The sequence below is a fragment of the Pseudomonas sp. AO-1 genome, assembly GCF_019775695.1.
GTDB classification, from domain to species: Bacteria; Pseudomonadota; Gammaproteobacteria; order Pseudomonadales; family Pseudomonadaceae; genus Aquipseudomonas; species Aquipseudomonas parakoreensis.
In genome coordinates this window covers 1951063-1973508 of record NZ_CP079947.1, presented here as the reverse complement: position 1 = coordinate 1973508, position 22446 = coordinate 1951063, and the positions used below count along the sequence as shown (strand labels likewise).

General features: G+C 61.2%; 24 protein-coding genes. 7 read left to right on the top strand and 17 right to left on the bottom strand.

Annotation, left to right across the window (positions count from 1 at the left end; genetic code table 11):
* Nucleotides 1-80 precede the first annotated feature (80 nt).
* The 5 genes from KVQ82_RS09150 to KVQ82_RS09130 all read right to left on the bottom strand — a co-directional run bounded on the left by KVQ82_RS09150 (nt 81) and on the right by KVQ82_RS09130 (nt 3838).
* On the bottom strand, nt 81-893 hold the full coding sequence (locus tag KVQ82_RS09150; RefSeq protein WP_108183461.1) for an OmpA family protein: 813 nt from the start codon (nt 891-893) through the stop codon (nt 81-83).
* Nucleotides 890-1246 (bottom strand): DUF4398 domain-containing protein, encoded by a 357-nt coding sequence (locus tag KVQ82_RS09145; protein WP_047295606.1) that lies wholly within the window; start codon nt 1244-1246, stop codon nt 890-892. The genes KVQ82_RS09150 and KVQ82_RS09145 overlap by 4 nt, the downstream gene beginning before the upstream one ends.
* Nucleotides 1247-1255: 9 nt before the next feature.
* Entirely contained in the window at nt 1256-2077 is an 822-nt protein-coding gene (locus KVQ82_RS09140) for an ABC transporter substrate-binding protein (protein WP_222018660.1), read from the bottom strand.
* A 79-nt stretch (nt 2078-2156) separates the two neighbouring features.
* On the bottom strand, nt 2157-3086 hold the full coding sequence (locus KVQ82_RS09135) for an electron transfer flavoprotein subunit alpha/FixB family protein (protein WP_007961977.1): 930 nt from the start codon (nt 3084-3086) through the stop codon (nt 2157-2159).
* Between the two features lie 2 nt (nt 3087-3088).
* Entirely contained in the window at nt 3089-3838 is a 750-nt protein-coding gene (locus KVQ82_RS09130; RefSeq protein ID WP_003226982.1) for an electron transfer flavoprotein subunit beta/FixA family protein, read from the bottom strand.
* Nucleotides 3839-4363: 525 nt separating this feature from the next.
* Here KVQ82_RS09130 and KVQ82_RS09125 point away from each other — a divergent pair.
* Nucleotides 4364-6028, top strand: coding sequence for an electron transfer flavoprotein-ubiquinone oxidoreductase (locus KVQ82_RS09125; RefSeq protein WP_108183462.1), 1665 nt, complete (start codon nt 4364-4366; stop codon nt 6026-6028).
* A gap of 182 nt (nt 6029-6210) precedes the next feature.
* Here KVQ82_RS09125 and KVQ82_RS09120 read toward each other — a convergent pair whose 3' ends face one another.
* The gene (locus KVQ82_RS09120) at nt 6211-7101 is read right to left on the bottom strand and encodes an AraC family transcriptional regulator (protein ID WP_047295740.1); all 891 of its coding nucleotides are present in this window, start codon (nt 7099-7101) and stop codon (nt 6211-6213) included.
* Nucleotides 7102-7291: 190 nt separating this feature from the next.
* Between KVQ82_RS09120 and KVQ82_RS09115 the strand changes: the two genes are divergently transcribed.
* On the top strand, nt 7292-8344 hold the full coding sequence (locus KVQ82_RS09115; RefSeq protein WP_041069261.1) for an NAD(P)-dependent alcohol dehydrogenase: 1053 nt from the start codon (nt 7292-7294) through the stop codon (nt 8342-8344).
* Here the strand turns inward: KVQ82_RS09115 and KVQ82_RS09110 are convergent.
* From KVQ82_RS09110 to KVQ82_RS09090, 5 genes are all read right to left on the bottom strand, one after another.
* A complete protein-coding gene (locus KVQ82_RS09110; RefSeq protein WP_041069258.1) occupies nt 8341-9144 on the bottom strand; it encodes an IclR family transcriptional regulator in 804 nt (267 codons plus the stop codon). The two genes, KVQ82_RS09115 and KVQ82_RS09110, sit on opposite strands and share 4 nt — an antisense overlap.
* A 60-nt stretch (nt 9145-9204) precedes the next feature.
* Complete coding sequence (locus KVQ82_RS09105; protein ID WP_041069255.1) at nt 9205-10509, bottom strand: MFS transporter; 1305 nt, start codon at nt 10507-10509, stop codon at nt 9205-9207.
* A 172-nt stretch (nt 10510-10681) separates the two neighbouring features.
* Nucleotides 10682-11830 (bottom strand): galactonate dehydratase, encoded by a 1149-nt coding sequence (gene dgoD / locus KVQ82_RS09100; protein WP_007961968.1) that lies wholly within the window; start codon nt 11828-11830, stop codon nt 10682-10684.
* A 48-nt stretch (nt 11831-11878) separates the two neighbouring features.
* Nucleotides 11879-12499, bottom strand: coding sequence for a 2-dehydro-3-deoxy-6-phosphogalactonate aldolase (locus KVQ82_RS09095; RefSeq protein WP_103369247.1), 621 nt, complete (start codon nt 12497-12499; stop codon nt 11879-11881).
* Nucleotides 12500-12518: 19 nt separating this feature from the next.
* Nucleotides 12519-13508, bottom strand: a complete 990-nt coding sequence (locus tag KVQ82_RS09090; RefSeq protein WP_222018659.1) for a 2-dehydro-3-deoxygalactonokinase — start codon at nt 13506-13508, stop codon at nt 12519-12521.
* Nucleotides 13509-13698: 190 nt separating this feature from the next.
* On the opposite strand from KVQ82_RS09090, the gene KVQ82_RS09085 reads away from it, so the two are divergent.
* Nucleotides 13699-14172, top strand: a complete 474-nt coding sequence (locus KVQ82_RS09085) for a hypothetical protein (protein WP_108183467.1) — start codon at nt 13699-13701, stop codon at nt 14170-14172.
* Between the two features lie 3 nt (nt 14173-14175).
* Here KVQ82_RS09085 and KVQ82_RS09080 read toward each other — a convergent pair whose 3' ends face one another.
* Nucleotides 14176-14655, bottom strand: coding sequence for a GNAT family N-acetyltransferase (locus KVQ82_RS09080; protein ID WP_007961964.1), 480 nt, complete (start codon nt 14653-14655; stop codon nt 14176-14178).
* Nucleotides 14656-14877: 222 nt separating this feature from the next.
* On the opposite strand from KVQ82_RS09080, the gene KVQ82_RS09075 reads away from it, so the two are divergent.
* The 4 genes from KVQ82_RS09075 to KVQ82_RS09060 all read left to right on the top strand — a co-directional run bounded on the left by KVQ82_RS09075 (nt 14878) and on the right by KVQ82_RS09060 (nt 16795).
* Nucleotides 14878-15546, top strand: a complete 669-nt coding sequence (locus tag KVQ82_RS09075) for an HD domain-containing protein (RefSeq protein ID WP_108183468.1) — start codon at nt 14878-14880, stop codon at nt 15544-15546.
* 82 nt (nt 15547-15628) lie between these two features.
* Nucleotides 15629-15973, top strand: coding sequence for a hypothetical protein (locus KVQ82_RS09070; RefSeq protein ID WP_047295624.1), 345 nt, complete (start codon nt 15629-15631; stop codon nt 15971-15973).
* A gap of 44 nt (nt 15974-16017) precedes the next feature.
* On the top strand, nt 16018-16272 hold the full coding sequence (locus KVQ82_RS09065; RefSeq protein ID WP_007961959.1) for a hypothetical protein: 255 nt from the start codon (nt 16018-16020) through the stop codon (nt 16270-16272).
* A gap of 142 nt (nt 16273-16414) precedes the next feature.
* Nucleotides 16415-16795 (top strand): Rho termination factor N-terminal domain-containing protein, encoded by a 381-nt coding sequence (locus tag KVQ82_RS09060; protein WP_222018658.1) that lies wholly within the window; start codon nt 16415-16417, stop codon nt 16793-16795.
* A 124-nt stretch (nt 16796-16919) separates the two neighbouring features.
* On the opposite strand, the gene KVQ82_RS09055 is transcribed toward KVQ82_RS09060, so the two are convergent.
* From KVQ82_RS09055 to araH, 5 genes are all read right to left on the bottom strand, one after another.
* On the bottom strand, nt 16920-17849 hold the full coding sequence (locus tag KVQ82_RS09055; protein WP_222018657.1) for a PfkB family carbohydrate kinase: 930 nt from the start codon (nt 17847-17849) through the stop codon (nt 16920-16922).
* A complete protein-coding gene (locus KVQ82_RS09050) occupies nt 17842-19308 on the bottom strand; it encodes a cytosine permease (protein ID WP_222018656.1) in 1467 nt (488 codons plus the stop codon). Before KVQ82_RS09050 ends, KVQ82_RS09055 begins: the two co-directional genes overlap by 8 nt.
* Nucleotides 19309-19530: 222 nt before the next feature.
* A complete protein-coding gene (locus tag KVQ82_RS09045; protein ID WP_222018655.1) occupies nt 19531-20529 on the bottom strand; it encodes an ADP-ribosylglycohydrolase family protein in 999 nt (332 codons plus the stop codon).
* On the bottom strand, nt 20526-21239 hold the full coding sequence (locus KVQ82_RS09040) for a GntR family transcriptional regulator (RefSeq protein WP_222018654.1): 714 nt from the start codon (nt 21237-21239) through the stop codon (nt 20526-20528). Before KVQ82_RS09040 ends, KVQ82_RS09045 begins: the two co-directional genes overlap by 4 nt.
* A gap of 230 nt (nt 21240-21469) precedes the next feature.
* Entirely contained in the window at nt 21470-22438 is a 969-nt protein-coding gene (araH, locus tag KVQ82_RS09035) for an L-arabinose ABC transporter permease AraH (protein ID WP_041069807.1), read from the bottom strand.
* Between the last annotated feature and the right edge of the window lie 8 nt (nt 22439-22446).

Sequence of the window (22446 nt, the reverse complement as noted above, 5' to 3'; positions counted from 1 at the left end):
GTACGGATTTGCGTGCTATTCGACAGTCGTAAAAAAGCCCGGCGCTGCATGACAGGCCGGGCTTTCCAGAGACGCAGCCCTCAACGGGCGGCGCCGAGCTGGCCTTTTTCGTCGGAGAAGACAATTTCCACCCGACGGTTCTGTGCCCGACCGCGCTCGGAAGCGTTGGCGTCCACCGGGTATTCGTCACCGTAACCTTCGACCTGAATCCGCTTGTCCTCAATCCCCAGGTCCATCAACACATCGGCTACTGCTTGCGCGCGATCACGCGACAGCTTGAGGTTTTCCTGTTTGCCACCGGTGCTGTCGGTGTAACCCTCGATACGCACCACACGTTTCGGGTTGAGTTGCAGGAACTGCACAATCTTCAACACCACGCGATTGGCCGAGTTCTTCAGCTCCGCCTCGCCAGTGTCGAACAGTACATCGCCGAGGGTCATCACCAGGCCGCGATCGGTCTGCGTAGTGGCCAACGCCACGATCTGTTCCTCAAGCCATTTACCCTGCTGCTGCACGCTCAGCAGTTTGGACTCGCGCAGGGCCAGCTGCAGACGCTGACGCTCCAGTTCAAGCTTCGCCGCGCGCTCTTCGTTGAGCACCAGATTGGTGTGTTCGCGAGCGATTTCGCTGTAGCGCTGACTCAAGTAGGCGTAATGCACCACGTCCGCGCCACTGCCCCAATAGGTGGACAGGCGATCGGCGCGGGCCAGCGACTCACCGGCGCGGATCACATCCTTCGGCGCGATACGCAGCACATTGGAATCTTCCTTGACCTTCTGAAAGTCGCTGCCAGCCTGTTGCAGTGCGGTTTCGCCGTGTTGACCGGCGCAGCCATAGAGGCTTGCGCAACCGGCCAGAATCATCCCGCCGAGGATTTTGGACTTGAGGCTCATTGGGCATCTCCCAGTTGCTTGCGCAGGCGGATGATGCGGGTGTTGAGCACGTTGAGTTGCTCTTCGCTCTTTTGCGTCAGCACTTTGGCTTCGGCCAGACGCGCATCCAGCTCGGCCTGTTCGGCGCGCATGCGGGCGTTCTTGAAAGACTCGTCGGTCATGTTGCCCTTGGCCCGGTTGAACTTGTCTTCGGCCAGTTTCATTTCCGGCATTTCATCGGCGGTCGCACCGACAGCCTTGGCCTGGGTGATGGCCTGCTCGGTCAGGCGCATTTGCTCATGGGGTGCCGGATCGTTGGCGCAGCCGGCCAGGGCCAGAACGGCCATGGCCGCGAAAAGAGGTCGAATACTCACTAAGAATCCCTACTGTTTTGGGGCACTGACAGGTGGCTGCGGTTGTTGCTGCTGGGCCTTCCAGCGCTCGATATTGCGTTGCAGCGCGGCCTCGATCAGTCCGGACGCGGGCAATTCTGTCATCTTTTTAGCGAGCTGTCCGCGCAACCACGGATCGTTGCAGGCCGAGTTATGTGAAACCGCGAGGAACAATCCCGGTCGGTCGATCGGCTGCTCGAACGCCAGCAGATCATTGGCCATGCCTAATGCCTGCGCGGCAGCCATGCCCGAATAGCGCCCAGCGAGTACATATTCCACTTCGCCCAGCAGAAGTTTCTGAAAGGCCTGAGTGATGTTTGCTGTCCGCGTCAGGGTCAGATTCTGCTCGGCGAAAGTGCCAAAAGCCTGGGTCATTCGAGACTTTTCCGACAACCCGCCAGCGTGCCCGTGCAGATCTTTTGCTTCGCTGTAGGCGAGCGTCGAGCCTTTGCGCGTCCACACCAGGTAGTCGTTTTCGAGCAACGGCGGATAGACGTAGTCGAGGTTCTCCAGCTCATTGAACATCAGCGGCGTGTCCGCCAGCATGTCCATGCGCCCGCTGCGCACTTCGTCGAGGGCCTGCGCGCGTTTGCCGGCGTAGAGCAGCTCGACCTTGATCCCCAGATCCTTGGCCACTTGCTGCAACAGGTCGGCACTGGCGCCGATCAGATGTTTGGGATTCTGCGGGTCCTGCCACAAGTACGGCGGCGCGTCCGGACTGCCGGTAACGACGAGGCGCTCGCATTTGCCGGCAGCCGCAGCCATCCCCGGCAACAGGATCAATCCCAATAACAACCTGCGGCGCAGATCCATGGCAAACGCTCCCACTCAAATTCGAGACAAAAAAAAGCCCGACCATAAGGCCGGGCTCTTTATAAGTGAAGCTGCCGGATTAGACCAGCTTCTCCAGCTCAGGTACCGCTTCGAACAGATCGGCCACCAGACCGTAATCGGCCACCTGGAAGATCGGCGCTTCTTCGTCCTTGTTGATCGCGACGATCACTTTGGAGTCTTTCATGCCGGCCAAATGCTGGATCGCGCCGGAGATACCGACCGCGATGTACAGCTGTGGCGCAACGATCTTGCCGGTCTGACCGACCTGCATGTCGTTTGGTACGAAACCTGCGTCGACCGCAGCGCGCGAAGCGCCCACGGCAGCGCCCAGCTTGTCGGCCAGGGCGTACAGGTGTTTGAAGTTGTCACCGTTCTGCATGCCACGACCGCCGGAAACCACGATCTTGGCAGCGGTCAGCTCAGGACGATCCGACTTGGCCAGTTCTTCGCTGACGAAGCTGGAAGTGCCGGCGTCGTGCGCAGCAGCAACGGCCTCAACAGCCGCCGAACCACCTTCAGCAGCAACCGGGTCGAAACCGGTGGCACGCACGGTGATCACTTTGATCGCAGCGGTCGATTGCACGGTAGCGATGGCGTTACCGGCGTAGATCGGACGCTTGAAGGTGTCGGCGCTTTCTACCGAGATGATCTCGGAGATCTGGTCAACGTCCAGTGCAGCGGCAACGCGCGGCAGGATGTTTTTGCCGTTGGACGTGGCGGCAGCCAGGATGTGGCTGTAGCCCTTGCCCAGCTCTGCAACCAGCGGAGCTACGTTTTCCGGCAACTGATGCGCGTAAGCAGCGTTGTCAGCGTTCAGGACTTTGCTCACGCCTGCGATTTTCGCCGCAGCTTCGGCCACGGCGCCAGCGCCCTGACCTGCGACCAGTACGTGAATGTCGCCGCCGATTTTGGCAGCAGCAGCCACGGTGTTCAGCGTGGCCGGGGCCAGCACTTTGTTGTCGTGTTCAGCGATTACCAAGATAGTCATTTTTAGATTACCTTCGCTTCGTTTTTCAGTTTCTCGACCAGTTCAGCCACCGACTTGACCTTGATACCCGCGCTGCGTGCAGCCGGCGCTTCGACTTTCAGGGTCTTGTTGGTGGAGGCGGTGGAAACGCCCAAAGCGTCCGGAGTCAGCACTTCGAGAGGCTTCTTCTTGGCTTTCATGATGTTTGGCAGGGACGCGTAGCGCGGCTCGTTCAAACGCAGGTCGGTGGTGACGATGGCCGGCAGTTTCAGGGAAACGGTCTGCGCGCCGCCGTCGATTTCGCGGGTCACGGCAACGCTGTCGCCGGAGACTTCGACTTTCGAAGCGAAAGTGCCCTGACCGTAGCCGCTCAGTGCAGCGAGCATCTGGCCGGTCTGGTTGTTGTCGCTGTCGATCGCCTGTTTGCCCAGGATCACCAACTGAGGCTGTTCCTTGTCGACCACAGCCTTGAGCAGCTTGGCCACAGCCAGCGAAGTCAGGTCTTCAGCGGATTCGACGAGGATGGCACGGTCGGCACCCAGAGCCAGTGCGGTACGCAGCTGTTCCTGAGCGGTGGACGGGCCGATGGAGACGACGACGATTTCAGTCGCAACACCTTTCTCTTTCAGGCGTACGGCTTCTTCCACTGCGATTTCGCAGAACGGGTTCATCGACATCTTGACGTTGGCGAGGTCTACGCCGGAATTGTCCGCCTTGACGCGAACCTTGACGTTGTAATCCACAACGCGTTTGACAGCTACAAGAACCTTCATGGATTCCTCGTTACTCTCCGGTGAAAAGAAAGTCGCCTAGGCGAACCTGGCGGTTGATGCTCATCGGGCACAAGGGCACCTCTAAAAACGCTGGCTGGGGGCGATGACCGTTCGTCAGTGGTGACCAACGGGTCATTGAATCGCACGGTGTGTAAACTGCGCGCCGGACTTGCGCTGCGCATCACCTTCAATTGCCTGTGCCCTGTCTTTAGAGGTGCTCTTGAAACCGCCAGTCTGCCTACGGCGAGCGCAAAACCGCCCGTATCTTGACCGGAACGCCTATTCCGGTCAATACGGCAAAATGGCCGTTCATAAGCCGCGCTTCTTTGATTTCTCTGGGCTGGAGCCGATTCAAACAAACGTTTGTATTGGACGCTCCGAGTGGTGTAGATATAATGCGCCGCCTAGAGAGAAAGGTGGTTTGCCCATTATTACCCTTGACGTTAACGTAAAGGCAATAACGGATACGACACCGAACCTCCAAATTAGAAAAAAAACTGTTGAGCCTTGAGTAGGAGATAGCCTGTGGAACGCGAATACATGGAATTCGACGTGGTCATCGTCGGTGCCGGCCCCGCTGGCCTGTCCGCCGCCTGCCGTCTGAAGCAGAAGGCCGCCGAAGCCGGTAAGGAAATCAGCGTCTGCGTGGTCGAAAAAGGCTCCGAAGTCGGCGCACACATCCTGTCCGGTGCCGTGTTCGAACCACGCGCTCTGAACGAACTGTTCCCGGACTGGAAAGAACTCGGCGCCCCGCTGAACACGCCGGTCACCCGCGATGACATTTTCGTGCTGAAAAACGCCGACAGCGCGCAGAAAATCCCTGACTTCTTTGTGCCCAAGACCATGCACAACGAAGGCAACTACATTATTTCCCTCGGCAACCTGTGCCGCTGGCTGGCCCAGCAGGCCGAGAACCTGGGCGTGGAAATCTACCCGGGCTTCGCCGCTCAGGAAGCGCTGATCGACGAAAACGGCATCGTGCGCGGGATCATCACCGGTGATCTGGGCGTCGACCGCGAAGGCAACCCGAAAGAAGGCCTGTACACCCCGGGTATGGAACTGCGTGGCAAGTACACGCTGTTCGCCGAGGGCTGCCGTGGCCACATCGGCAAGCAACTGATCAAGCGCTACAACCTCGACAGCGATGCCGACGCCCAGCACTACGGCATCGGCCTGAAAGAAATCTGGGAAATCGACCCGGCCAAACACCAGCCAGGCCTGGTGGTGCACACCGCCGGTTGGCCGCTGGACATCATGGGCACCGAAAACACCGGCGGCTCGTTCCTCTATCACCTGGAAAACAACCAGGTTGTGGTCGGTCTGATCGTTGACCTGTCTTACAGCAACACTTACCTGTCGCCGTTCGATGAGTTCCAGCGCCTCAAGCATCACCCGGTGCTGGCGCAGTACCTGGAAGGCGGCAAACGCGTCAGCTACGGCGCCCGCGCGATCTGCAAAGGTGGCCTGAACTCGCTGCCGAAAATGGTCTTCAAGGGCGGCGCGCTGATCGGTTGCGACCTCGGCACCCTGAACTTCGCCAAGATCAAAGGCAGCCACACCGCGATGAAGTCCGGCATGCTCGCCGCGGAATCGGTGGCCGACGCCCTGTTCGCCGAGAAGGATGGCACCGAAGAGCTGACCACTTACGTCGACGCGTTCAAGAAGAGCTGGCTCTACGACGAACTGTTTGCCAGCCGCAACTTCGGCCCGGCGATCCACAAGTTCGGCGCGATTGTCGGCGGTGGCTTCAACTGGCTGGACCAGAATATCTTCGGCGGCAAACTGCCGTTCACCCTGCACGACACCAAACCGGACTACGCCTGCCTGAAGCTCGCGGCCGACTGCAAGAAGATCGACTATCCGAAGCCGGACGGCAAACTCAGCTTCGACAAACTGAGCTCGGTGTTCATCTCCGGTACCAACCACGAAGAAGAGCAACCGTGCCACCTGAAGCTGACCGACCCGAGCATTCCGCTGAGCCGCAACCTGCCGATGTACGACGAACCGGCACAGCGCTACTGCCCGGCCGGTGTATATGAAGTGATCACCAAGGAAGACGGTGAAAAGCGCTTCCAGATCAACGCCCAGAACTGCGTGCACTGCAAGACCTGTGACATCAAGGACCCTTCGCAGAACATCACCTGGGTCACGCCGGAAGGCGCTGGCGGCCCGACTTACCCGAACATGTAAGTCGCATCGCTGAACAACGAGGCTCCCGAAATGGGGGCCTTTTTGTTGCCCAAAATTTAATGCATCACATCATCCCCTGTGGGAGCTGGCTTGCCAGCGATGGGGCCGTGTCAGTCGACATCTTGGCAGCCTGGATCACCGCCTTCGCTGGCAAGCCAGCTCCCACAGGGTCACGCAAACTCTCAGGCCACGCGTTCCTCGCCCGGACTGCGCTCGAAGTAGCGCTTGTATTCGCGACTGAACTGCGAAGTGCTCTGATACCCCACCCGATGCGCCACTTGCGCCACACCCAGCCCTTCGGCGACCAGCAAGGTCTGCGCCTTGAGCAAGCGCAGGCGCTTGAGATACTGCACCGGCGACAACAGCGTGCTGCGCTTGAAGTGCTCGTGGAAGGACGACACGCTCATGTTGGCGCAACTGGCCAACGTCTCGACATTCAGCGGCTCGGTGTAATGCGCATGCAGATGACTGATCGACGCCGCCACCCGGGCGAACTGCCCCTGCTGTTCGACCAGTGCGCGCAACACATCGGCCTGCGGCCCGCGCAACGCAGTGAACAACAATTCGCGGACCCGTGCCGGTCCGAGAATCTGCCGCTCCAGCGGATCGTGCAGGCAACGCAGCAAGCGTTCGACACAGCCTCGCATGTCATCGTCGAGCACCACCGAGGTCATCGACTCCGGTGTCTGCGCCGGAATGTGCCGCCCCGGCGCCAGCCCCATGGCCAGCACCAGTTCGCCGAGCAACACCCGGTCGATGGCCACCGACACACCCAGCAACGGCGCATCCGGCAAGGCAAAGGTTTCACACTCGAACGGCACCGGCAGCGCCTGAATCAGGTAGTGCCCGGCGCCATATTCCATGGTGCGCGGGCCGAGGAACGCCAGTTTGCTGCCTTGGGCGATGATCATCAGGCTCGGTTCATAAATGTGCGGGCCACGCGCCACGTCGCAACTGGCGCGCAACACCTGCACACCGGGTAACCCGGTCTGGCTGTAACCGTCGCAAAGCGCCAGCGGCTCGATCAGCGAAACCAGCGTGGCATTGGCATCAAGGTGGCGAGTCAACTGCATCGGAGGGGTCTTCAAAAAAGTCACGGAAAAAGGCATGCAAGCATCATCGCAGATCCTTTTGCCAATGCGCTTGCCCAGACCTGCATGCCGGAGGATTAGGCATGAGACCCGGAGGAATCGTCATGGCCGCAGCGGCAGTCGGCGCCCAAAATGCGCCACCTCACCTGTCACTGCTTCTGCGAGGTTTCTCATGTACACCGCTATCGGTTATGCCGCTCAATCGGCCACCACTCCCCTCGCCCCGATGAAATTCGAACGCCGCAGCCCGCGCGCCGACGACGTGGCGATCGAGATCCTGTACTGCGGCGTCTGCCACTCCGACATCCACCAGGCGCGCAACGAATGGGGCATCGCCGTGTATCCGTTGATGCCCGGCCACGAAATCGTCGGCAAAGTCACCGCCATCGGTGCCAACGTCACTCAACATAAAGTCGGCGACCTGGTCGGTGTCGGTTGCATGGTCGACTCTTGCCGCACCTGCGCCGCCTGCCAGCAGAACCTCGAGCAATACTGCCTCGAAGGCCCGACCATGACCTACGCCACCCCGGACCGGGTCGACGGCAGCAACACCATGGGCGGTTATTCGGACAGCATCGTGGTCAGCGAGCACTTCGTGGTGCGCATTCCGGAAAAGCTGGATCTGGCCAGCGCCGCGCCGATCCTCTGCGCTGGCATCACCACCTACTCGCCGCTCAAGCACTACGGGGTCAAGGCCGGCGACAAGGTCGGGATTCTCGGCATGGGCGGCCTCGGCCACATGGGCATCAAGTTCGCCAAGGCCATGGGTGCGGAAGTCACGCTGTTCACCCGTTCGGCGAGCAAGGCCGAAGAAGGCCGTCGTCAGGGCGCCGATCATGTGATCGTCTCCACCGATGCCGAGCAAATGGCCGCCGCTGCGGGCCGTTTCGACTTCCTGCTGGACACCATTCCGGTGCAGCACGACCTCAACCCGTACCTGCAAACCCTGCGCTTTGATGGCGTGCACATTCTGGTCGGCCTGATCGAACCGATCGATCCGCCCGTGCACGCCGCCAACCTGGTGCTGGGCCGTCGCGTGCTGGCCGGCTCGTTGATCGGCGGCATCGCCGAAACCCAGGAAGTGCTGGATTTCTGCGCCGAGCACAACATCACCTGCGACATCGAAATGCTCGACATCCGCCAGATCAACGAAGCTTACGCGCGGATGATTGCCGGTGACGTGAAGTACCGCTTCGTGATCGACATGGCGACCTTGAAGCTTTAAACCTTCAAGCCAAGCTCCGCCGAGAGCCGGGCTGTGACCCCTTTGATCAGGGGGATCAGCTCGGCCATTTTTTCCAGCGGCATGTACGGCACGGTGCTGGCGATGCTGATCGCCGCGACAATGCGCTTGCTCGCATCGCGAATCGGCGCCGCCACGCAGCGGATCGACGGTTCGTTGTCCTCCAGATCGAAGGCGTAGCCGCCGGCCACGTACTCGGTCATGCGCTGCTCGAGCTGTTCCCACGATTGCTGGGGATGCTGCGGCCAGAACTGACTTTTCCCACCCGCCGGCAGGCTGATGTCGTACAGGCGCTGCCAATCCTGCGGCGCATCATCGAGCATCAACGCCTTGCCGATCCCGGTGCGCGCCAACGGCATGCGGTGGCCGACTCGCGAGCGCATTTCCGGGCCGTTGCGCCCCGGATTCTTCAGCAGGTACAAGACCTCATCGCCTTCGCGAATGCCCAGGTGCACGGTGTCGCCGGTCAGCGCCGACAACTCGTCCAGATACGGCCCGGCCAGACTCACCAGCGGCAACTCTTCACGCGCCTGAAACCCCAGCTCGATCAGCTTCGGCCCCAGCAGATAGCCGATTTGCGGCACTACGCGCAAATAGCGCTCGTCCACCAGGCAACTGGCCAGACGATGGGTGGTGCTGCGCGTGGTGCCGATCAGCCGGGCAATCTCTTTCAGATCGCGGGCGCCACTGGCCACCGCGTGCACCACGCCCAGGCCGCGAAGCAGCGTCTGGGTGCCGGTGGGTGCGGCGTCCTTGGTTTTTTCCGGGGCGTCTTCCTGCATATCCAGCCTTTACCGTTGAGCGAGGGAACGGGCGGCATTATGGTCGCCCGACGCAGACGACTACAACTCGATACGCTCGACCTTGCCCACCAGCAGCACGTAGGACAATGCACCGATCAGCGCCAGAACCGCGATGTAAGTAATCGCCGGGGCGAACGAATCACCGCTGGCGAGGAAACCGATGACAATCGGCGTGGCAATCGCCGACAGGTTGCCGATGAAGTTGAACACCCCACCGGTCAACCCCAGCAACCGCGCCGGAGCGAGGGTCGAGACCAGCGACCAGGTGATCGACGCCAGCCCGTTACCGAAAAACGCCAGCGCCAGGAAGGCAATCACCAGCGGTGTCGATTCAACGAAGTTGGCACCGATGATCGAGGTGGAAATCAGCAGCCCGCCAATGATCGGCAACTTGCGCGCAAAGCCGACGCTGCAGCCACGGCGGATCAACAGGTCGGAAAAGAACCCCGAACACAGCACGCCAATGAACGCGGCAAGAAACGGCAGCGACGCCAACAGGCCGGATTTGATGAAGTCCATGCCGCGATATTTCACCAGATAGGTCGGGAACCACGTCAGGAAGAACCACAGCGTCGAGTTCAGACAGAACTGGCCGAGGTAGATGCCCCACAACTTGCGTTTGCTTAGGACGATGCCGAGATCGGTCCAGCTGAATGAGGCCTTGGTTGCTTGCGCTTGAATGTCTACCAGTCCGCCACCCTCGCGGATCAGGTCAATCTCCGCGTTGTTGGCGCCCTTGAAGTCTCGCGGTTCGCGATACACCGCATACCAGATCGCTGCCCAGATGATGCCAGCCGCACCGGTTGCGACGAACACCATGTGCCAGCCGAACTCATGTTGCAGCCAGGCCAGCACCGGGGTCAGAAACGCCAGGCCGACAAATTGCCCGGAAGTGTAGAAACCAATTGCCGTGGCTCGCTCGCGCTCGGGAAACCAGGTGGTGACCACGCGGCTGTTGATCGGATAGGCCGGCGCTTCCAGCGCGCCGACCGCCATGCGCAGCACGAACAGCGCGATGAAACTCGCGGCGAAGCCGAGCAGCACCGTGGCCAGCGACCACAACAGCAGCGCGACGCTGTAGAGAATGCGCGGCGGCACCCGATCCACCAGCCAGCCGCCGGGGATCTGCATCGCGGCGTAGGTCCAGCCGAATGCGGAGAAAATCAGCCCGACGTGAACCGGGTCGATGCCCAGTTCGCTGGTCAGCGCGGGCGCGGCAATCGACAGGTTGCTGCGGTCGAGGTAGTTGATGACCACGGTGATGAACAGCAGCACCATGATGAAAAATCGCTTGCGGCTGGGCGTGACTAAAGACGCCTGCCCGGTGAGGGTTTGCGTTGGCATGGGGGTGCCTCTTCTTATGATTATTTGAGGACAATCGTAAAACTTGCGCCGAACCCTGTGGGAGCTGGCTTGCCAGCGATAGCGGTGCATCTGTTACATCAATGTCGGATGTGCCGCCGTCATCGCTGGCAAGCCAGCTCCCACAGTGGATTTTGGGTGGGTCAGAAGGGACTCACCACTCGGCAAAACTGCCGTCGGCATGGCGCCAGATCGGGTTGCGCCAGCGGTGGCCGACAGCGGCACGCTCGATCACGTATTCTTCGTTGATCTCGATGCCCAGTCCCGGCCCGTTCGGAATCTTCACGAAGCCCTGGTCGTAGTCGAACACCCGCGGATCCTTCACATAGTCGAGCAAGTCGTTGCTCTCGTTGTAATGGATACCCAGGCTCTGCTCCTGGATAAACGCGTTGTAACAAGCCGCGTCGAGTTGCAGACACGCCGCCAGCGCAATCGGCCCCAGCGGGCAATGCAGCGCCAACGCCACGTCGTAGGCTTCGGCCATGTTGGCGATCTTGCGGGTCTCGGTGATGCCGCCGGCGTGGGAGGCATCGGGCTGAATGATGTCGACGTAGCCTTCGCTCAACACCCGTTTAAAGTCCCAGCGCGAGAACAGCCGCTCACCGAGGGCAATCGGCGTGCTGGTCAACGGCGCCAGCTCCTTCAGTGCCTCATAGTTTTCACTGAGCACCGGCTCTTCGATGAACATCAGCTTGTACGGGTCGAGCTCCTTCATCAGCACCTTGGCCATCGGCTTGTGCACCCGACCGTGGAAGTCGACACCGATGCCGACGTTCGGCCCGACCGCATCGCGCACGGCGGCGACATTGGCCAGGGCCAGATCGACTTTCTCGAAGGAATCGAGGAACTGCAGCTCTTCGGTACCGTTCATTTTGACTGCCGTAAAGCCACGGCTCACTGCCTCTTTCGCGGCACGTGCGGTGTCGGCCGGACGGTCGCCACCGATCCACGAATACACGCGGATCTTGTCACGCACCTGACCGCCGAGCAGATCACTGACCGACACACCAAGGGCCTTGCCCTTGATGTCCCACAGCGCCTGATCGATACCGGCCAGCGCACTCATGTGGATCGCGCCACCACGGTAGAAGCCACCGCGGTACAACACAGTCCAGATGTCCTCGATGTTGCGTGGGTCTTTGCCGATCAGGTAGTCGGACAATTCTTCAACGGCAGCGGCGACGGTGTGTGCGCGGCCTTCGACCACAGGCTCGCCCCAACCGGTCACGCCCTCATCGGTTTCGACCTTGAGGAAGCACCAGCGCGGCGGCACGATGAAGGTGGTGAGTTTGGTGATTTTCATCTGCTTGTCTCTCTTGTTAGATGCAGCGCACGCAGCGCCGGATAAATCTCAGCGAAGGGCCTTCCAGGCAGCCACATAGGCCTTGGCGTTGGCGGCCACTTGCTCAACCGTCATGCCCGGTTTGAACAGGCCGGAACCGAGGCCGAAACCTTTCACGCCGGCGTCGATGAACGCTTGCATGTTGTCCGGGGTGATCCCGCCGACCGGCGCCAGCACCGTCCCGGAAGGCAACACCGCGAGCCACGCCTTGACCACCGCCGGGCTCATCTGCTCGGCCGGGAACAGCTTGAGAATGTCCGCACCCTCCTCCAGCGCCGCGAACGCTTCAGTCGGCGTGGCGACACCCGGCGACAGGTACAGCCCCGCCGCTTTCGCTGCTCGCAGTACCTTGGCATCGCTGTGCGGCATGACGATCACCTGGCCGCCAGCCTCTTTCACCAGTTCGACCTGCTCCGGGGTCAGCACCGTACCGGCACCGATCAGGCAATCGGCGGGCAAGGTCTGACGCAGGATGCGGATACTTTCGTACGGCGACGGGGAATTGAGCGGTACTTCGATGACGCGAAATCCGGCGGCATACAGGACTTCTCCGACCGCTGCGGCTTCCTGCGGATGCAGGCCACGCAGGATTGCGATCAGACCGTTTTGTGCCAGTGCTTGCTTGAGCATGTCAGGCCTCCAGTCAGGGTTAACGGGATGAGGAATCGAGCAGTCCGGCGGCCAGCGCCAGTTGCCACAGGCCACGCTCGGTGGCCTGCTCGGCCAGCGTGACGCGAGCGAAACCGCAAGCCTCGAGGGCACGGCCGTAACGGGCGCAGAGTTGCGCGTTGCCAATAAGGATGATTGCCGGCAGATGCACGCTGTGGCGCCGGCGCCGCTGCACCGCGGCAAGCGCCGCCAGTTCATGGCCGATCATCAGCCCGGACAGGTAATCCGCTTGCGCCGTCGGGGCCAGTTCGCCGGTCAGGCCCAAAGCGCGTGCACTGAATAATGTGGAGAGCACACCCAGTTCGCCGTCCGCCGACAGCGCCACTTGCACGCCACGGTCAAACGCCAGCCCATCGAACGCTGCACCCTGTTGCTGGGTACGCCCGAGAATGCTGTGTTCACTGAGCACGGCGAACACTTCGCCGGTCATGAACGTATCGAAATGCGTGATGCAGCCGTCGATCACTTCCACCCACTTGGAATGGCTGCCCGGCAGACCGATCAACAGATCGCCGCCCGCCTCCGCCGGCAGGTTCTGCAGTACGCCGAGGACCTGAGTTTCTTCGCCGCGCATCACATTCGGCAGGCGTGAACGCTGGATCACCCCCGGCACGATATGTACCCGCGTGCCGCGCAGACTGACCAGTGTTTGTAAGGAATTTCCGAGATTGGCGACGTTTGCCGGCGTTTCGCAGTAGGCCGCCTCGCGCCAGCCCTGGGCGCTGCCCACCATGCCGCAGGCGATCACCGGCAGATCCGGCTGCGCATCAAGCCAGTCGCCACACGCCTCTTCGAAGGCCAATTCAAAACCGTCGGAGCATTCACCACCGTTGATGACTCGCGGCGTCTTCGGTAACTGCATGATTCCGGACGACAGCGCACGCTGCTCCAGCACCACTGCGCCCGCCGCGAGTTTGTAAGCACGTAATGAGGTCGTCCCCCAATCGAGCGCGATCAATTGCGCCTGCATCGCTTCACCTGTTTTGTTTTTGGCAGTGAGTGCGACGGACTATAAACCTTGGCGCAGGAAAATCTCAATATATAAATATCATTCCCATATTATGGGATTTACAAGTGTAACAAGCGTTTCTCTGCCAAATCTTTAAAATGCCGGCCGCGTCCATGCGACGACCGCTCTCGATATGTTCAGGGAAGAAAAAATGAAAACCGCTTTAACGGCGTTACTGCTCTGTGGCGCACTCTGCTTCGCGGCGATTGCCAGCGCCTTGCCCGCTATCAAGGAGGGTGATATCTGGGCTTACAACACCCGGCCGGGTGAAGAAGCCTCGACCTTGACCATCCTCAAAATCGAAGGTTATCCGCATTACGGCACCGTCGTGCATATCCGCGTTGATGGCATTCGGATGATCAACCCGGTCACCGGAGGCGAGTTCACCGCAATGCCCCACCTGCCTTTCCAGGCCGAGGCTTTGCAGCGCAGCCTGACTCGGCGCGTGGGAGAAACGGCGCAGATTCCGGATTTCAGCCAGGGCTACACCTACTGGAAGGCGGCCTTCGATGAAGAGAAGGCCGGGGCTTTCAAGATTTCCGTGCGAAAGACGCTTGATGGGTTGCTCAGCGGCAACTGGGAAATGACTGATGATGACACCGCCAAAACCACATCGACGCCCTGACGATCATCCCTCGGCAAACTCACGCAACACCTTGCCATCCATGCGATAGCGCACCCACTCTTCCTGCGGCTGCGCACCAAGGGATTTGTAGAATTCGATGGCCGGGGTGTTCCAGTCCAGCACACTCCATTCGAAGCGACCGCAGTCGTTGTCGCAGGCGATTTTCGCCAGATGCCGCAGCAGGGTTTTACCGGCACCGCCGCCGCGCTGTTCGGGGGTGATGTAGAGGTCTTCGAGGTACAGGCAATTGCTGCCGAGCCACGTCGAATAGCTGAAGAAGAACACCGCAAAACCGATCGGCACACCGTCACGCAGGCAGATCAGACCATGGGCCGTGGCGCCTTCACTGAACAGGCTGCGCTCGATATCGGTGACGCTGGCGATCACTTCGTGGCGGGCCTTTTCGAAATCTGCCAGTTCGGTGATGAAGGCGAGGATTTGCGGCGCATCGCTGGGGGTCGCCGGGCGGATTTCGATCGTCATGAACGGGCCTTGTCGGAAAAGGGAAAGCGCCATACTAAAGCCGTGGGCGGCGCTCGTCACATTCCATACCTGGTAGAGAACCTTGTGGTGAGGGGATTTATCCCCGATGGGGTGCGCAGCAGCCTTGAAAAAGGGGAGTGCTTCGCACTCCATCGGGGATAAATCCCCTCACCACAGAAGTATCATGGGCTTCAAAATTCAGGTAAGTCTGCAAGGATGTTCATGAACGCCACTGCTTTTGCGCCGCTCACCTCACTCGCCGCCGAGTTGCTGCCCCACGCTCTGGAGACCTCCGACGACGGTGCCCACGACCTCGCTCACTTGCAACGGGTCTGGCACACCGTGCGCACCTTGCAGGCCGAGGAAGGCGGCGACTTCGAAGTATTGCTCGCCGCCGTGCTGCTGCACGACTGCGTAGCTGTCGAAAAGAACTCGCCGCTGCGCTCGCAGGCCTCGCGCCTTGCCGCTGACAAAGCCGCCAACGTGTTGGCCGATCTGGATTGGCCCGAAAGCAAAATCGCCGCCGTCAGCCACGCCATCGAAGCCCACAGTTTTTCCGCCAACATCACCCCGCTGACCCTCGAAGCGAAACTGGTCCAGGACGCCGATCGGCTCGACTCGCTGGGCATGCTCGGCGTTGCCCGCACCTTCTACGTCGCCGGGCGCATGGGCAGTGCGTTGTATGACCCGCTGGACCCTGAAGCCAAGGAGCGCGACTACGACGACACACGCTTCTGCCTCGACCACTTTCAGACCAAGCTGCTGCACCTGGCCGACGGTTTCCAGACTGGCGCTGGTCAGCGTCTGGCGCAGATCCGCCATCAGCGTCTGAAGGGTTTCATGGAGCAGTTCAAGGAAGAGATCGGCATTGATGCCGCACTTCGCCAATAGACCGTTCGTCGATCATCAGGCACCAATCCGATTCAGGGGCAGACCAAACACAGGTAAGGATTCCAATCACTGGAGAAGCCCTATGATCCCGTCAAGGTTGACTGCCCTCGTTTTCGCCGCCCTGCTGAGCCCTGCGGTTTTCGCCGCTTCTACCACTGCAGCGGGCACCGGCCCTACCGATCCGGTTCCATCACCGCGCGCCCCGGCCATTAACAGTGCCCCAGGCATGAACACCGATGGCTCCGGGGTTCCGTTGATCAACCAGCCACCGGCCACTGGCACCGACCCACGCACACAAGGCAGTGACCCCGGCCGCCAGGGTGGCATGAACACCCCCGACTCCCCCGCAACACCCGATAACGCCGGCCCCGGCATCGGCTCGAAAACCACTACCGGTGGCTCGGGTTCCGAAGGCAGCGGGCAGTAGTTCGCCGACGCGAGCGTCCTATTCACATCCATGAAGAGGTAACCATGAACGTCGATAAAAACCTGGAAAAAGAAGTCCTTACCCGCCTGCTGCACGCCCATCCGAGTGGATTGGGCAAAGAGGTGCTGGACAACTATCGCGGTGAGAAAGTCGTGGCCAGCGCCCTCGCCGCCCTGCAGGATCGCGGACTGATTCACCATGGTCATGTGACCTGCAACGAGGCCGGCGAACACTCCTTGAATCTGCCGATCAAGCTCAGTGCCGCGGGCGTTGAAGCGGCGAGAAAGCTGGATGTCTAGAAGCGGTGGTTGTGTGAACACATGATCTTTTAAGAGCTGCCGCTGGCGGCGATCTTTTGATCTTGCTTTTTAAAATCAAAAAATCGCAGCCTTCGGCAGCTCCTACACATGAAACCCATCTACTGGTGCAAGGAGAAATCCCATGCCTCGTGGAAGCAAAGACAAATACACCGCCGAGCAGAAGCGCAAGGCCGAACACATCGAAGACAGCTATGAGAAAAAAGGCTTGTCGAAGGATGCAGCCGAGGCGCGGGCCTGGGCGACGGTCAACAAACAGTCGGGCGGTGGCGAAAAGGCTGGCGGCTCCGGACGCAGGAAACCGGCGAGTGCCAAGTCCGAAGATCGCAAAGAATCATCGCGGCGAGCGGTGGCCAGTCGCGAGGGACATGCGCGCGACAGCAAGACTTCGCGCGAGACGCAGACTGTCGACAGTCTGCGGAAAGAGGCGCGGGCGAAGAATATCGCCGGGCGGTCTTCGATGCGCAAGGACGAGTTGATTGCGGCGTTGCGCAAAGCCGGCTGATATTTGTTGTGAGGTTGATGGCCTTATCGCTGGCAAGCCAGCTCCCACAGTGACTCCGGGGTACACAAATTTGCGTTTCACCCTGTAAACCTGTGGGAGCTGGCTTGCCAGCGAAAGCGTCAGTTCAGTCGCCGCAGGACTCGCGGATAAACCCATCCACTTCAGCCGCCCCCGGCGCTGTCGCCGGCCCCCATCGCGTGACTGCCAAAGCCGCTGCCGCATTCGCCCGCCGCGCCGCCTCATGCGCATCCAAGCCCTGCGCCAACCCGGCGACAAACACCCCGGCATGCGCATCCCCCGCACCGTTGCTGTCGACCGCTTTCACGGCGAACCCCGGCACATGCCGACGTTCACCGGCCTGCTGAATCCAGCAACCCTGCGGCCCGTCGCGTACCACCAACAGCACGTCTTGCGGTAAGTGTTCGGCGAGTCGGTCCAGTGCCGCGCCAATGTCCGCAGCTCCGGTGAAGCGCAACGCCTCGACGCCGTTGCTGGTCCACACATCGATGCGCGGCAGCAGCGCTTGCATCAACGCCGAGTCCGGCGACTCGACCAGCGGGCCCGGATCGAACAACACGTTGATCGCGTCCGGCAGCGCCAGCGTCCAGTCCAGCAAAGCTTGCGCCTTGCCTGCATGCAGCAGGCTGTAGCCGCTCACATAAACGTAATCGCCCGCCTCGGCGGCCACGCTGTTCAAATCCTCCTCGGTCACCTCACCTTCAGCGCCGATGTAGGAAATGAAACTGCGCTCGGCCGACGCATCGGTCAGCGCCACGCAAATCCCGGTGTCGCGTTGCGCAGGCGTCGGGATGCCGATATGAATGCCTTCATCCTTCATCGCCTGACGCGCCAGATCACCGAAACGCCCACTGCCGTGGCGACCGAGATAAACCACCGGCAAACCATTGCGCACGGCAGCGGCCATCACGTTGAAACCGCCGCCGGCCTCGAACGCGGCAGACTGCGCCAGCACATCGCCGCCGATTTGCGGCAACCGATCCACGGCCATGACCAGGTCGATGATGACCTGGCCGGTGTGCAACATCTTAGGCATGAGCATTCTCGACTTGCGCGGCGCGGCGGTCTTTCGCCCCGCCGAGGACGAAGTAAATGCCACCGGCCACCACGAAGGTCACGATCCAGCCCAGACCGTTGTGCCCCAGCCACGAGTCGGACAAAAAGCCCTTGAACCAGACGTTCTCGGCGGTGGTGCCGATGGTGGTGAAACTGAAGCCGAGCACGATGGCAATCGCCCACGCGCCGAACGCGCGCCACTCGATGCCGCCGCTGTACCAGTAGGCGCTGCTCGGGCTGACGTCGAGCAGGTCTTTCGGGCTGTAGTAGTGACGGTGAATCAGGTCGACCACGAAGATCCCGACCCACGCGGTGATCGGCACCGCCAGCAGGGAAATGAAGGTGATGAACGGGCCGTAGAAGCTGTCGGCGATCAGCATGAAGTAGATCGAACCGGCGAAGATCGCCACGATGTCGACCACCACTGCGTAGACGCGTTTGACCTTCAGACCGAGGGTCAGCGTGGTCAAACCGGCGGAGTACACCGAGAGGTTGTTCGACAGCAGCAGGCCGCCGAATGCGGTGATCAGGTACGGCACGGCCATCCAGGTCGGCAGCATGTCGCGGATCGCCACGATCGGGTCAGTCGCCGAGGCGAGATCGTTGTTGCCTACCGACAGCAGGCCGCCGAGGGTGATCAGCAGCACCAGCGGAATCCCCGCACCGAACGCCGCCGAAGCGACCAGCCGTACAGCCTTGACGCTGCGGTGCTGATAGCGCGACATGTCCGCACCGGCGTTGGCCCAGCCGATCCCGGTACCGGCAGCCATGGTGCCGATGCCGATGATCATTGCGCTCAGCGGGGCCGGCGTGGCGTTGAACACCGCGCTCCAGTCGATGGTCGCGCAGAGGAAGCCGCCGACCAGAATGTTCAGCGCGCCGAACACGTAGGTCGCCCACTTCTGGATCACCAGCAACGTCGCGTGTCCGAGACCGGAAACCGACAGGGTCAGCAACACGAAAATAGCGATGAAGATCAGCGTCAGCACGGGCGCGCTTTTCGCTTCAACTGGTGAGCCGAACAGGATCGAGCACAGCGACAGCAACACAAATGCGGCGGTGGTGGTGTTGACGGTTTCCCAGCCCAGACGCGACATCAGCGAGACCAGGGTCGGGCCGATGTTACCGCGCACGCCGAAGATTGCCCGCGACAGGGTCAGACTCGGTGCACGACCGCGGCGGCCGGCAATCGAGATGATCCCCACCACCGCAAACGAACCGGCTGCGCCGACAATCGCGACAATGATCGCCTGCCAGATTGCCAGCCCGCGAAACGCCACCAGCGTAGCGCCGAGCGGCAGTCCGAGAATGGAAATGTTGGCCGCAAACCAGACCCAGAACAGTTGCAGCGGATGGCCGTTGCACTCGGCTTCCGGCACCGGCTCGATACCCCGGGTTTCCAGCTGCCCGGCGCTTGGCCCGACGTTTGATGAACTCATGAACAGTGCTCCTGTTTGCCTTTATTGTGTTTGTGGCAATGACGCAAAACGACAAGACATCTGTGGCCTTCCCGGGCCTGTCTGTGCGATCCATTGCGGGTGAATAATTCATAAATGCGTCGCGCCTATCGCGGGCAAGCCCGCTCCCACAGGTTCAAAGTGAACCTTAAGATATGCACGATCCCTGTGGGAGCTGGCTTGCCAGCGAAGGCGTCAATTGAATCAACGCAAGGCCAACAGCCCCTGCACCAACGGCTCAAGCTCCAGATGATTGACAGCCTTCACCGTCTTGATCATCTCGGCAGGCCAGCTCTCAAGACCCAGGCAGGCCCCGAGCATGGCGCCGAGAATCGCCGCGATGGTGTCGGTGTCACCGCCCAGGCTGGCAGCCATGCACAACGCGTCGAACGCGCTCATCTCGCCGACCGCCACTTGCTGCGCCAGGGCAAACGAGACCACCACCGATTCCTGCGAGGCCACTGACGTGCCGATCACGTCGTACAGCAGATCCGCCAGCAGCGCCTTGTCGCTGTCGACGCTGATGCTGCGCGCCCAACTGATGCGCGAAGCGATGCGCCCGCCAGCGACCCAGTGCCCATGTGCCTCGGCCTGTTGCGCAATCTGCTGGCCAAGGTTCAATGCCTCGCCCAGATCCATGCCGTTGATCCCGGCCGAAACCACCGCCGCCACCGCCGCCGCGCTGGAAATCCCCAGCGTGGTGTTGTGGGTGACCTGACAGGCCTGCACCACGGCCGCAATGAAACGCTCGGGATCGGCGACGTTTGCGGCGATGCCAACCGGGGTGATGCGCATCGCCGCGCCATTGGTGGTGCCGTAACGCCCGGCCTCCTCCGGCGAATGCCCGGCGAGGATCATTTCAATGGCGCGTTTGGTCGACGGGCCGAGCAGGTCCTGCGACCCCTTGGCCTGCATCTCGGCTTCCCATTCGATCAGCCGTTGGGCGAGGACTGCCGGCTCGATCTGACCCTTGCCTTCGACCAGCAGCTCGCCGACCAGAATCGCCTGTTCGGTGTCGTCGGTGATCGAGCCCTTGGGCATGTTGGCGGCGATCGGTTGCAGAGGACCGGCATCCTGCAGATCAGTAATCCGGCCAAAGCGGGTCTTGATCGTTTCGCGGTTCAGCGATTGCGTCGGCATGCCCAGCGCATCACCGAGGGCCAGGCCATAAAACGCACCGAGGGCACGGTTGAGCGCGGTCATTTCGATTCTCCAAATTGCAGGTGCAGGCGGAAATGCACCGGGTCGAGCAGGCTTTCGACCTGTTCCATGAAACGGTTCTGTCGGTCGTAGGTGGTGCGCAGGGCCTTGAGGAACACGGTCCCAGTCGGGCGCCCGAGCAGTTCGGCGTCCTCGGCATTCAGCGGTTCGGCGCCGATCCATTGATCGCCGCGTTCGCCGATGTAGCCGTAGGCCGCGAGGGTAATGGTCAACGAGTTGTCGATCAGACCGACACGCGGCAGGCTTTCCAGGCCGCCGGTGGCCGGCATCAAAGAGCGTTCGAGGGACACCAGGGTGCCGTCGTTGGAGCGGCGACGGCGGTCGAGGGTGATGAATTGGTCGGTGCCGAAGCGCGAAAGCAGATCGGGCCGGGTCACGGCTTCCAGGCGCAGCACTTCGGTGTTGATCAGCGCCCCGCTGTCGGCCAGCGCCTGCGCCCAGCCGCTGCGCTGATCGAGCGCTACACCGTCGAACGTGACAATGGAGCCCACCCCGCTTTGCGTGGCGATGTAATTGCGCCGCTTCAGCTCGGCCAGCGCCTCGCGCAACGTGCCACGGCTGACGTTGAATTCCTGCGCCAACTGATGCTCGCCGGGCAACAGAAAGCCGTCCTCCAAGAGGCCGCTTTCGATGCGCCGGACGAGCTCGTCGACCACCCGTTGTTTCTTGTCAAATCGTACCTGTCTAATCATGTACAAAGTGATACCCGAAACGGGCGCGAGCGGGCAAGAAGTTTTTAGCGGTTCGGACAGAAGGAATGCATACCTGTGGCGAGGGAGCTTGCTCCCGCTGGGCTGCAGAGCGGCCCCAAATCCGGTGACAGCGGTGAGTCTGACACACCGCACTGTCCGGGTTTGCGACTGCTGCGCAGCCGAGCGGGAGCAAGCTCCCTCGCCACAAAATTATGCTTCGACAGATGGAATCAGCGTTGTTTGAGGCGGTCGATGACCACGGCCAGCAACAGAATCGAACCGCGAATCACATACTGATAAAACGTGTCGATGTTCTTCAGGTTCATCGCATTTTCGATGATCGCCAGAATCAGCACCCCGGCAATCACATGCCGGATCATACCGATCCCGCCGCTCAACGACACGCCGCCGAGCACACACGCCGAAATTACGGTCAGCTCGAAACCCTGGCCAATCATTGGCTGCCCGGAGGTCATGCGCGATGCCAGAATCACCCCGGCCAGTGCGCCGATCACGCCGTGCACGGCAAAAATGATGATCTTGGTCCGGTCAACGTTGACCCCGGCGAGCAACGCCGCTTCCTGGTTGCCGCCGATGGCCATGGTGTTGCGCCCGTAGGTGGTGTAGTTCAGCAGCCAGCCGAAGAACAGGAAGCAGACGATGGTGATCAGGATCGGCACCGGCACGCCGAACAACTGGCCGTTGCCGAAGACGAAGAACGATTCCTGCGACACGCCCACCGCTTTGCCGTTGGCAAAAATGTAGGCCAGACCGCGGACGATCTGCATCGTCGCCAGCGTGGTGATCAGCGCATTGACCCGCAACTTGGCAATCACGATGCCGTTGATCAGCCCGACCATCAGGCCCATCACCAGCGCCGCGCTGACGCCGAGGAACACGCTGTTGGTGTCGCGCATCACCACCGCCGCAACGACCCCGGCGCAAGCGATCACCGAGCCTACCGACAAGTCGAAGTGCCCCGACGCCAGGCAATACAGCATGGTGCACGCGGCAATGCCGGTGGTGGAAATCGCCAGGCCCAGCCCGCGCATGTTCAGTGGCGAGAGGAAGTTGTCGATCAGCAGCGTGCAGGCGACGAAGATGCCGATGGCCGCCAGCAGCATGACCCAGTCGTCGAGGAAGCGCCGCAGGTCCAGCGGTTTGCGGGGAGTCGGCAGCGCCTTGTTTTGGATGGTCATCATAGTCA

What these genes read in the sequence shown, in the direction of transcription:
- KVQ82_RS09150 (WP_108183461.1), bottom strand. Translation starts at nt 893, where the DNA reads ATGAGCCTCAAGTCCAAAATCCTCGGCGGGATGATTCTGGCCGGTTGC.
- KVQ82_RS09140 (WP_222018660.1), bottom strand. Translation starts at nt 2,077, where the DNA reads ATGGATCTGCGCCGCAGGTTGTTATTGGGATTGATCCTGTTGCCGGGG.
- KVQ82_RS09135 (WP_007961977.1), bottom strand. Translation starts at nt 3,086, where the DNA reads ATGACTATCTTGGTAATCGCTGAACACGACAACAAAGTGCTGGCCCCG.
- KVQ82_RS09130 (WP_003226982.1), bottom strand. Translation starts at nt 3,838, where the DNA reads ATGAAGGTTCTTGTAGCTGTCAAACGCGTTGTGGATTACAACGTCAAG.
- KVQ82_RS09120 (WP_047295740.1), bottom strand. Translation starts at nt 7,101, where the DNA reads ATGCAGTTGACTCGCCACCTTGATGCCAATGCCACGCTGGTTTCGCTG.
- KVQ82_RS09115 (WP_041069261.1), top strand. Translation starts at nt 7,292, where the DNA reads ATGTACACCGCTATCGGTTATGCCGCTCAATCGGCCACCACTCCCCTC.
- KVQ82_RS09110 (WP_041069258.1), bottom strand. Translation starts at nt 9,144, where the DNA reads ATGCAGGAAGACGCCCCGGAAAAAACCAAGGACGCCGCACCCACCGGC.
- KVQ82_RS09105 (WP_041069255.1), bottom strand. Translation starts at nt 10,509, where the DNA reads ATGCCAACGCAAACCCTCACCGGGCAGGCGTCTTTAGTCACGCCCAGC.
- dgoD (WP_007961968.1), bottom strand. Translation starts at nt 11,830, where the DNA reads ATGAAAATCACCAAACTCACCACCTTCATCGTGCCGCCGCGCTGGTGC.
- KVQ82_RS09095 (WP_103369247.1), bottom strand. Translation starts at nt 12,499, where the DNA reads ATGCTCAAGCAAGCACTGGCACAAAACGGTCTGATCGCAATCCTGCGT.
- KVQ82_RS09090 (WP_222018659.1), bottom strand. Translation starts at nt 13,508, where the DNA reads ATGCAGGCGCAATTGATCGCGCTCGATTGGGGGACGACCTCATTACGT.
- KVQ82_RS09085 (WP_108183467.1), top strand. Translation starts at nt 13,699, where the DNA reads ATGAAAACCGCTTTAACGGCGTTACTGCTCTGTGGCGCACTCTGCTTC.
- KVQ82_RS09080 (WP_007961964.1), bottom strand. Translation starts at nt 14,655, where the DNA reads ATGACGATCGAAATCCGCCCGGCGACCCCCAGCGATGCGCCGCAAATC.
- KVQ82_RS09075 (WP_108183468.1), top strand. Translation starts at nt 14,878, where the DNA reads ATGAACGCCACTGCTTTTGCGCCGCTCACCTCACTCGCCGCCGAGTTG.
- KVQ82_RS09070 (WP_047295624.1), top strand. Translation starts at nt 15,629, where the DNA reads ATGATCCCGTCAAGGTTGACTGCCCTCGTTTTCGCCGCCCTGCTGAGC.
- KVQ82_RS09065 (WP_007961959.1), top strand. Translation starts at nt 16,018, where the DNA reads ATGAACGTCGATAAAAACCTGGAAAAAGAAGTCCTTACCCGCCTGCTG.
- KVQ82_RS09060 (WP_222018658.1), top strand. Translation starts at nt 16,415, where the DNA reads ATGCCTCGTGGAAGCAAAGACAAATACACCGCCGAGCAGAAGCGCAAG.
- KVQ82_RS09055 (WP_222018657.1), bottom strand. Translation starts at nt 17,849, where the DNA reads ATGCCTAAGATGTTGCACACCGGCCAGGTCATCATCGACCTGGTCATG.
- KVQ82_RS09050 (WP_222018656.1), bottom strand. Translation starts at nt 19,308, where the DNA reads ATGAGTTCATCAAACGTCGGGCCAAGCGCCGGGCAGCTGGAAACCCGG.
- KVQ82_RS09045 (WP_222018655.1), bottom strand. Translation starts at nt 20,529, where the DNA reads ATGACCGCGCTCAACCGTGCCCTCGGTGCGTTTTATGGCCTGGCCCTC.
- KVQ82_RS09040 (WP_222018654.1), bottom strand. Translation starts at nt 21,239, where the DNA reads ATGATTAGACAGGTACGATTTGACAAGAAACAACGGGTGGTCGACGAG.
- araH (WP_041069807.1), bottom strand. Translation starts at nt 22,438, where the DNA reads ATGACCATCCAAAACAAGGCGCTGCCGACTCCCCGCAAACCGCTGGAC.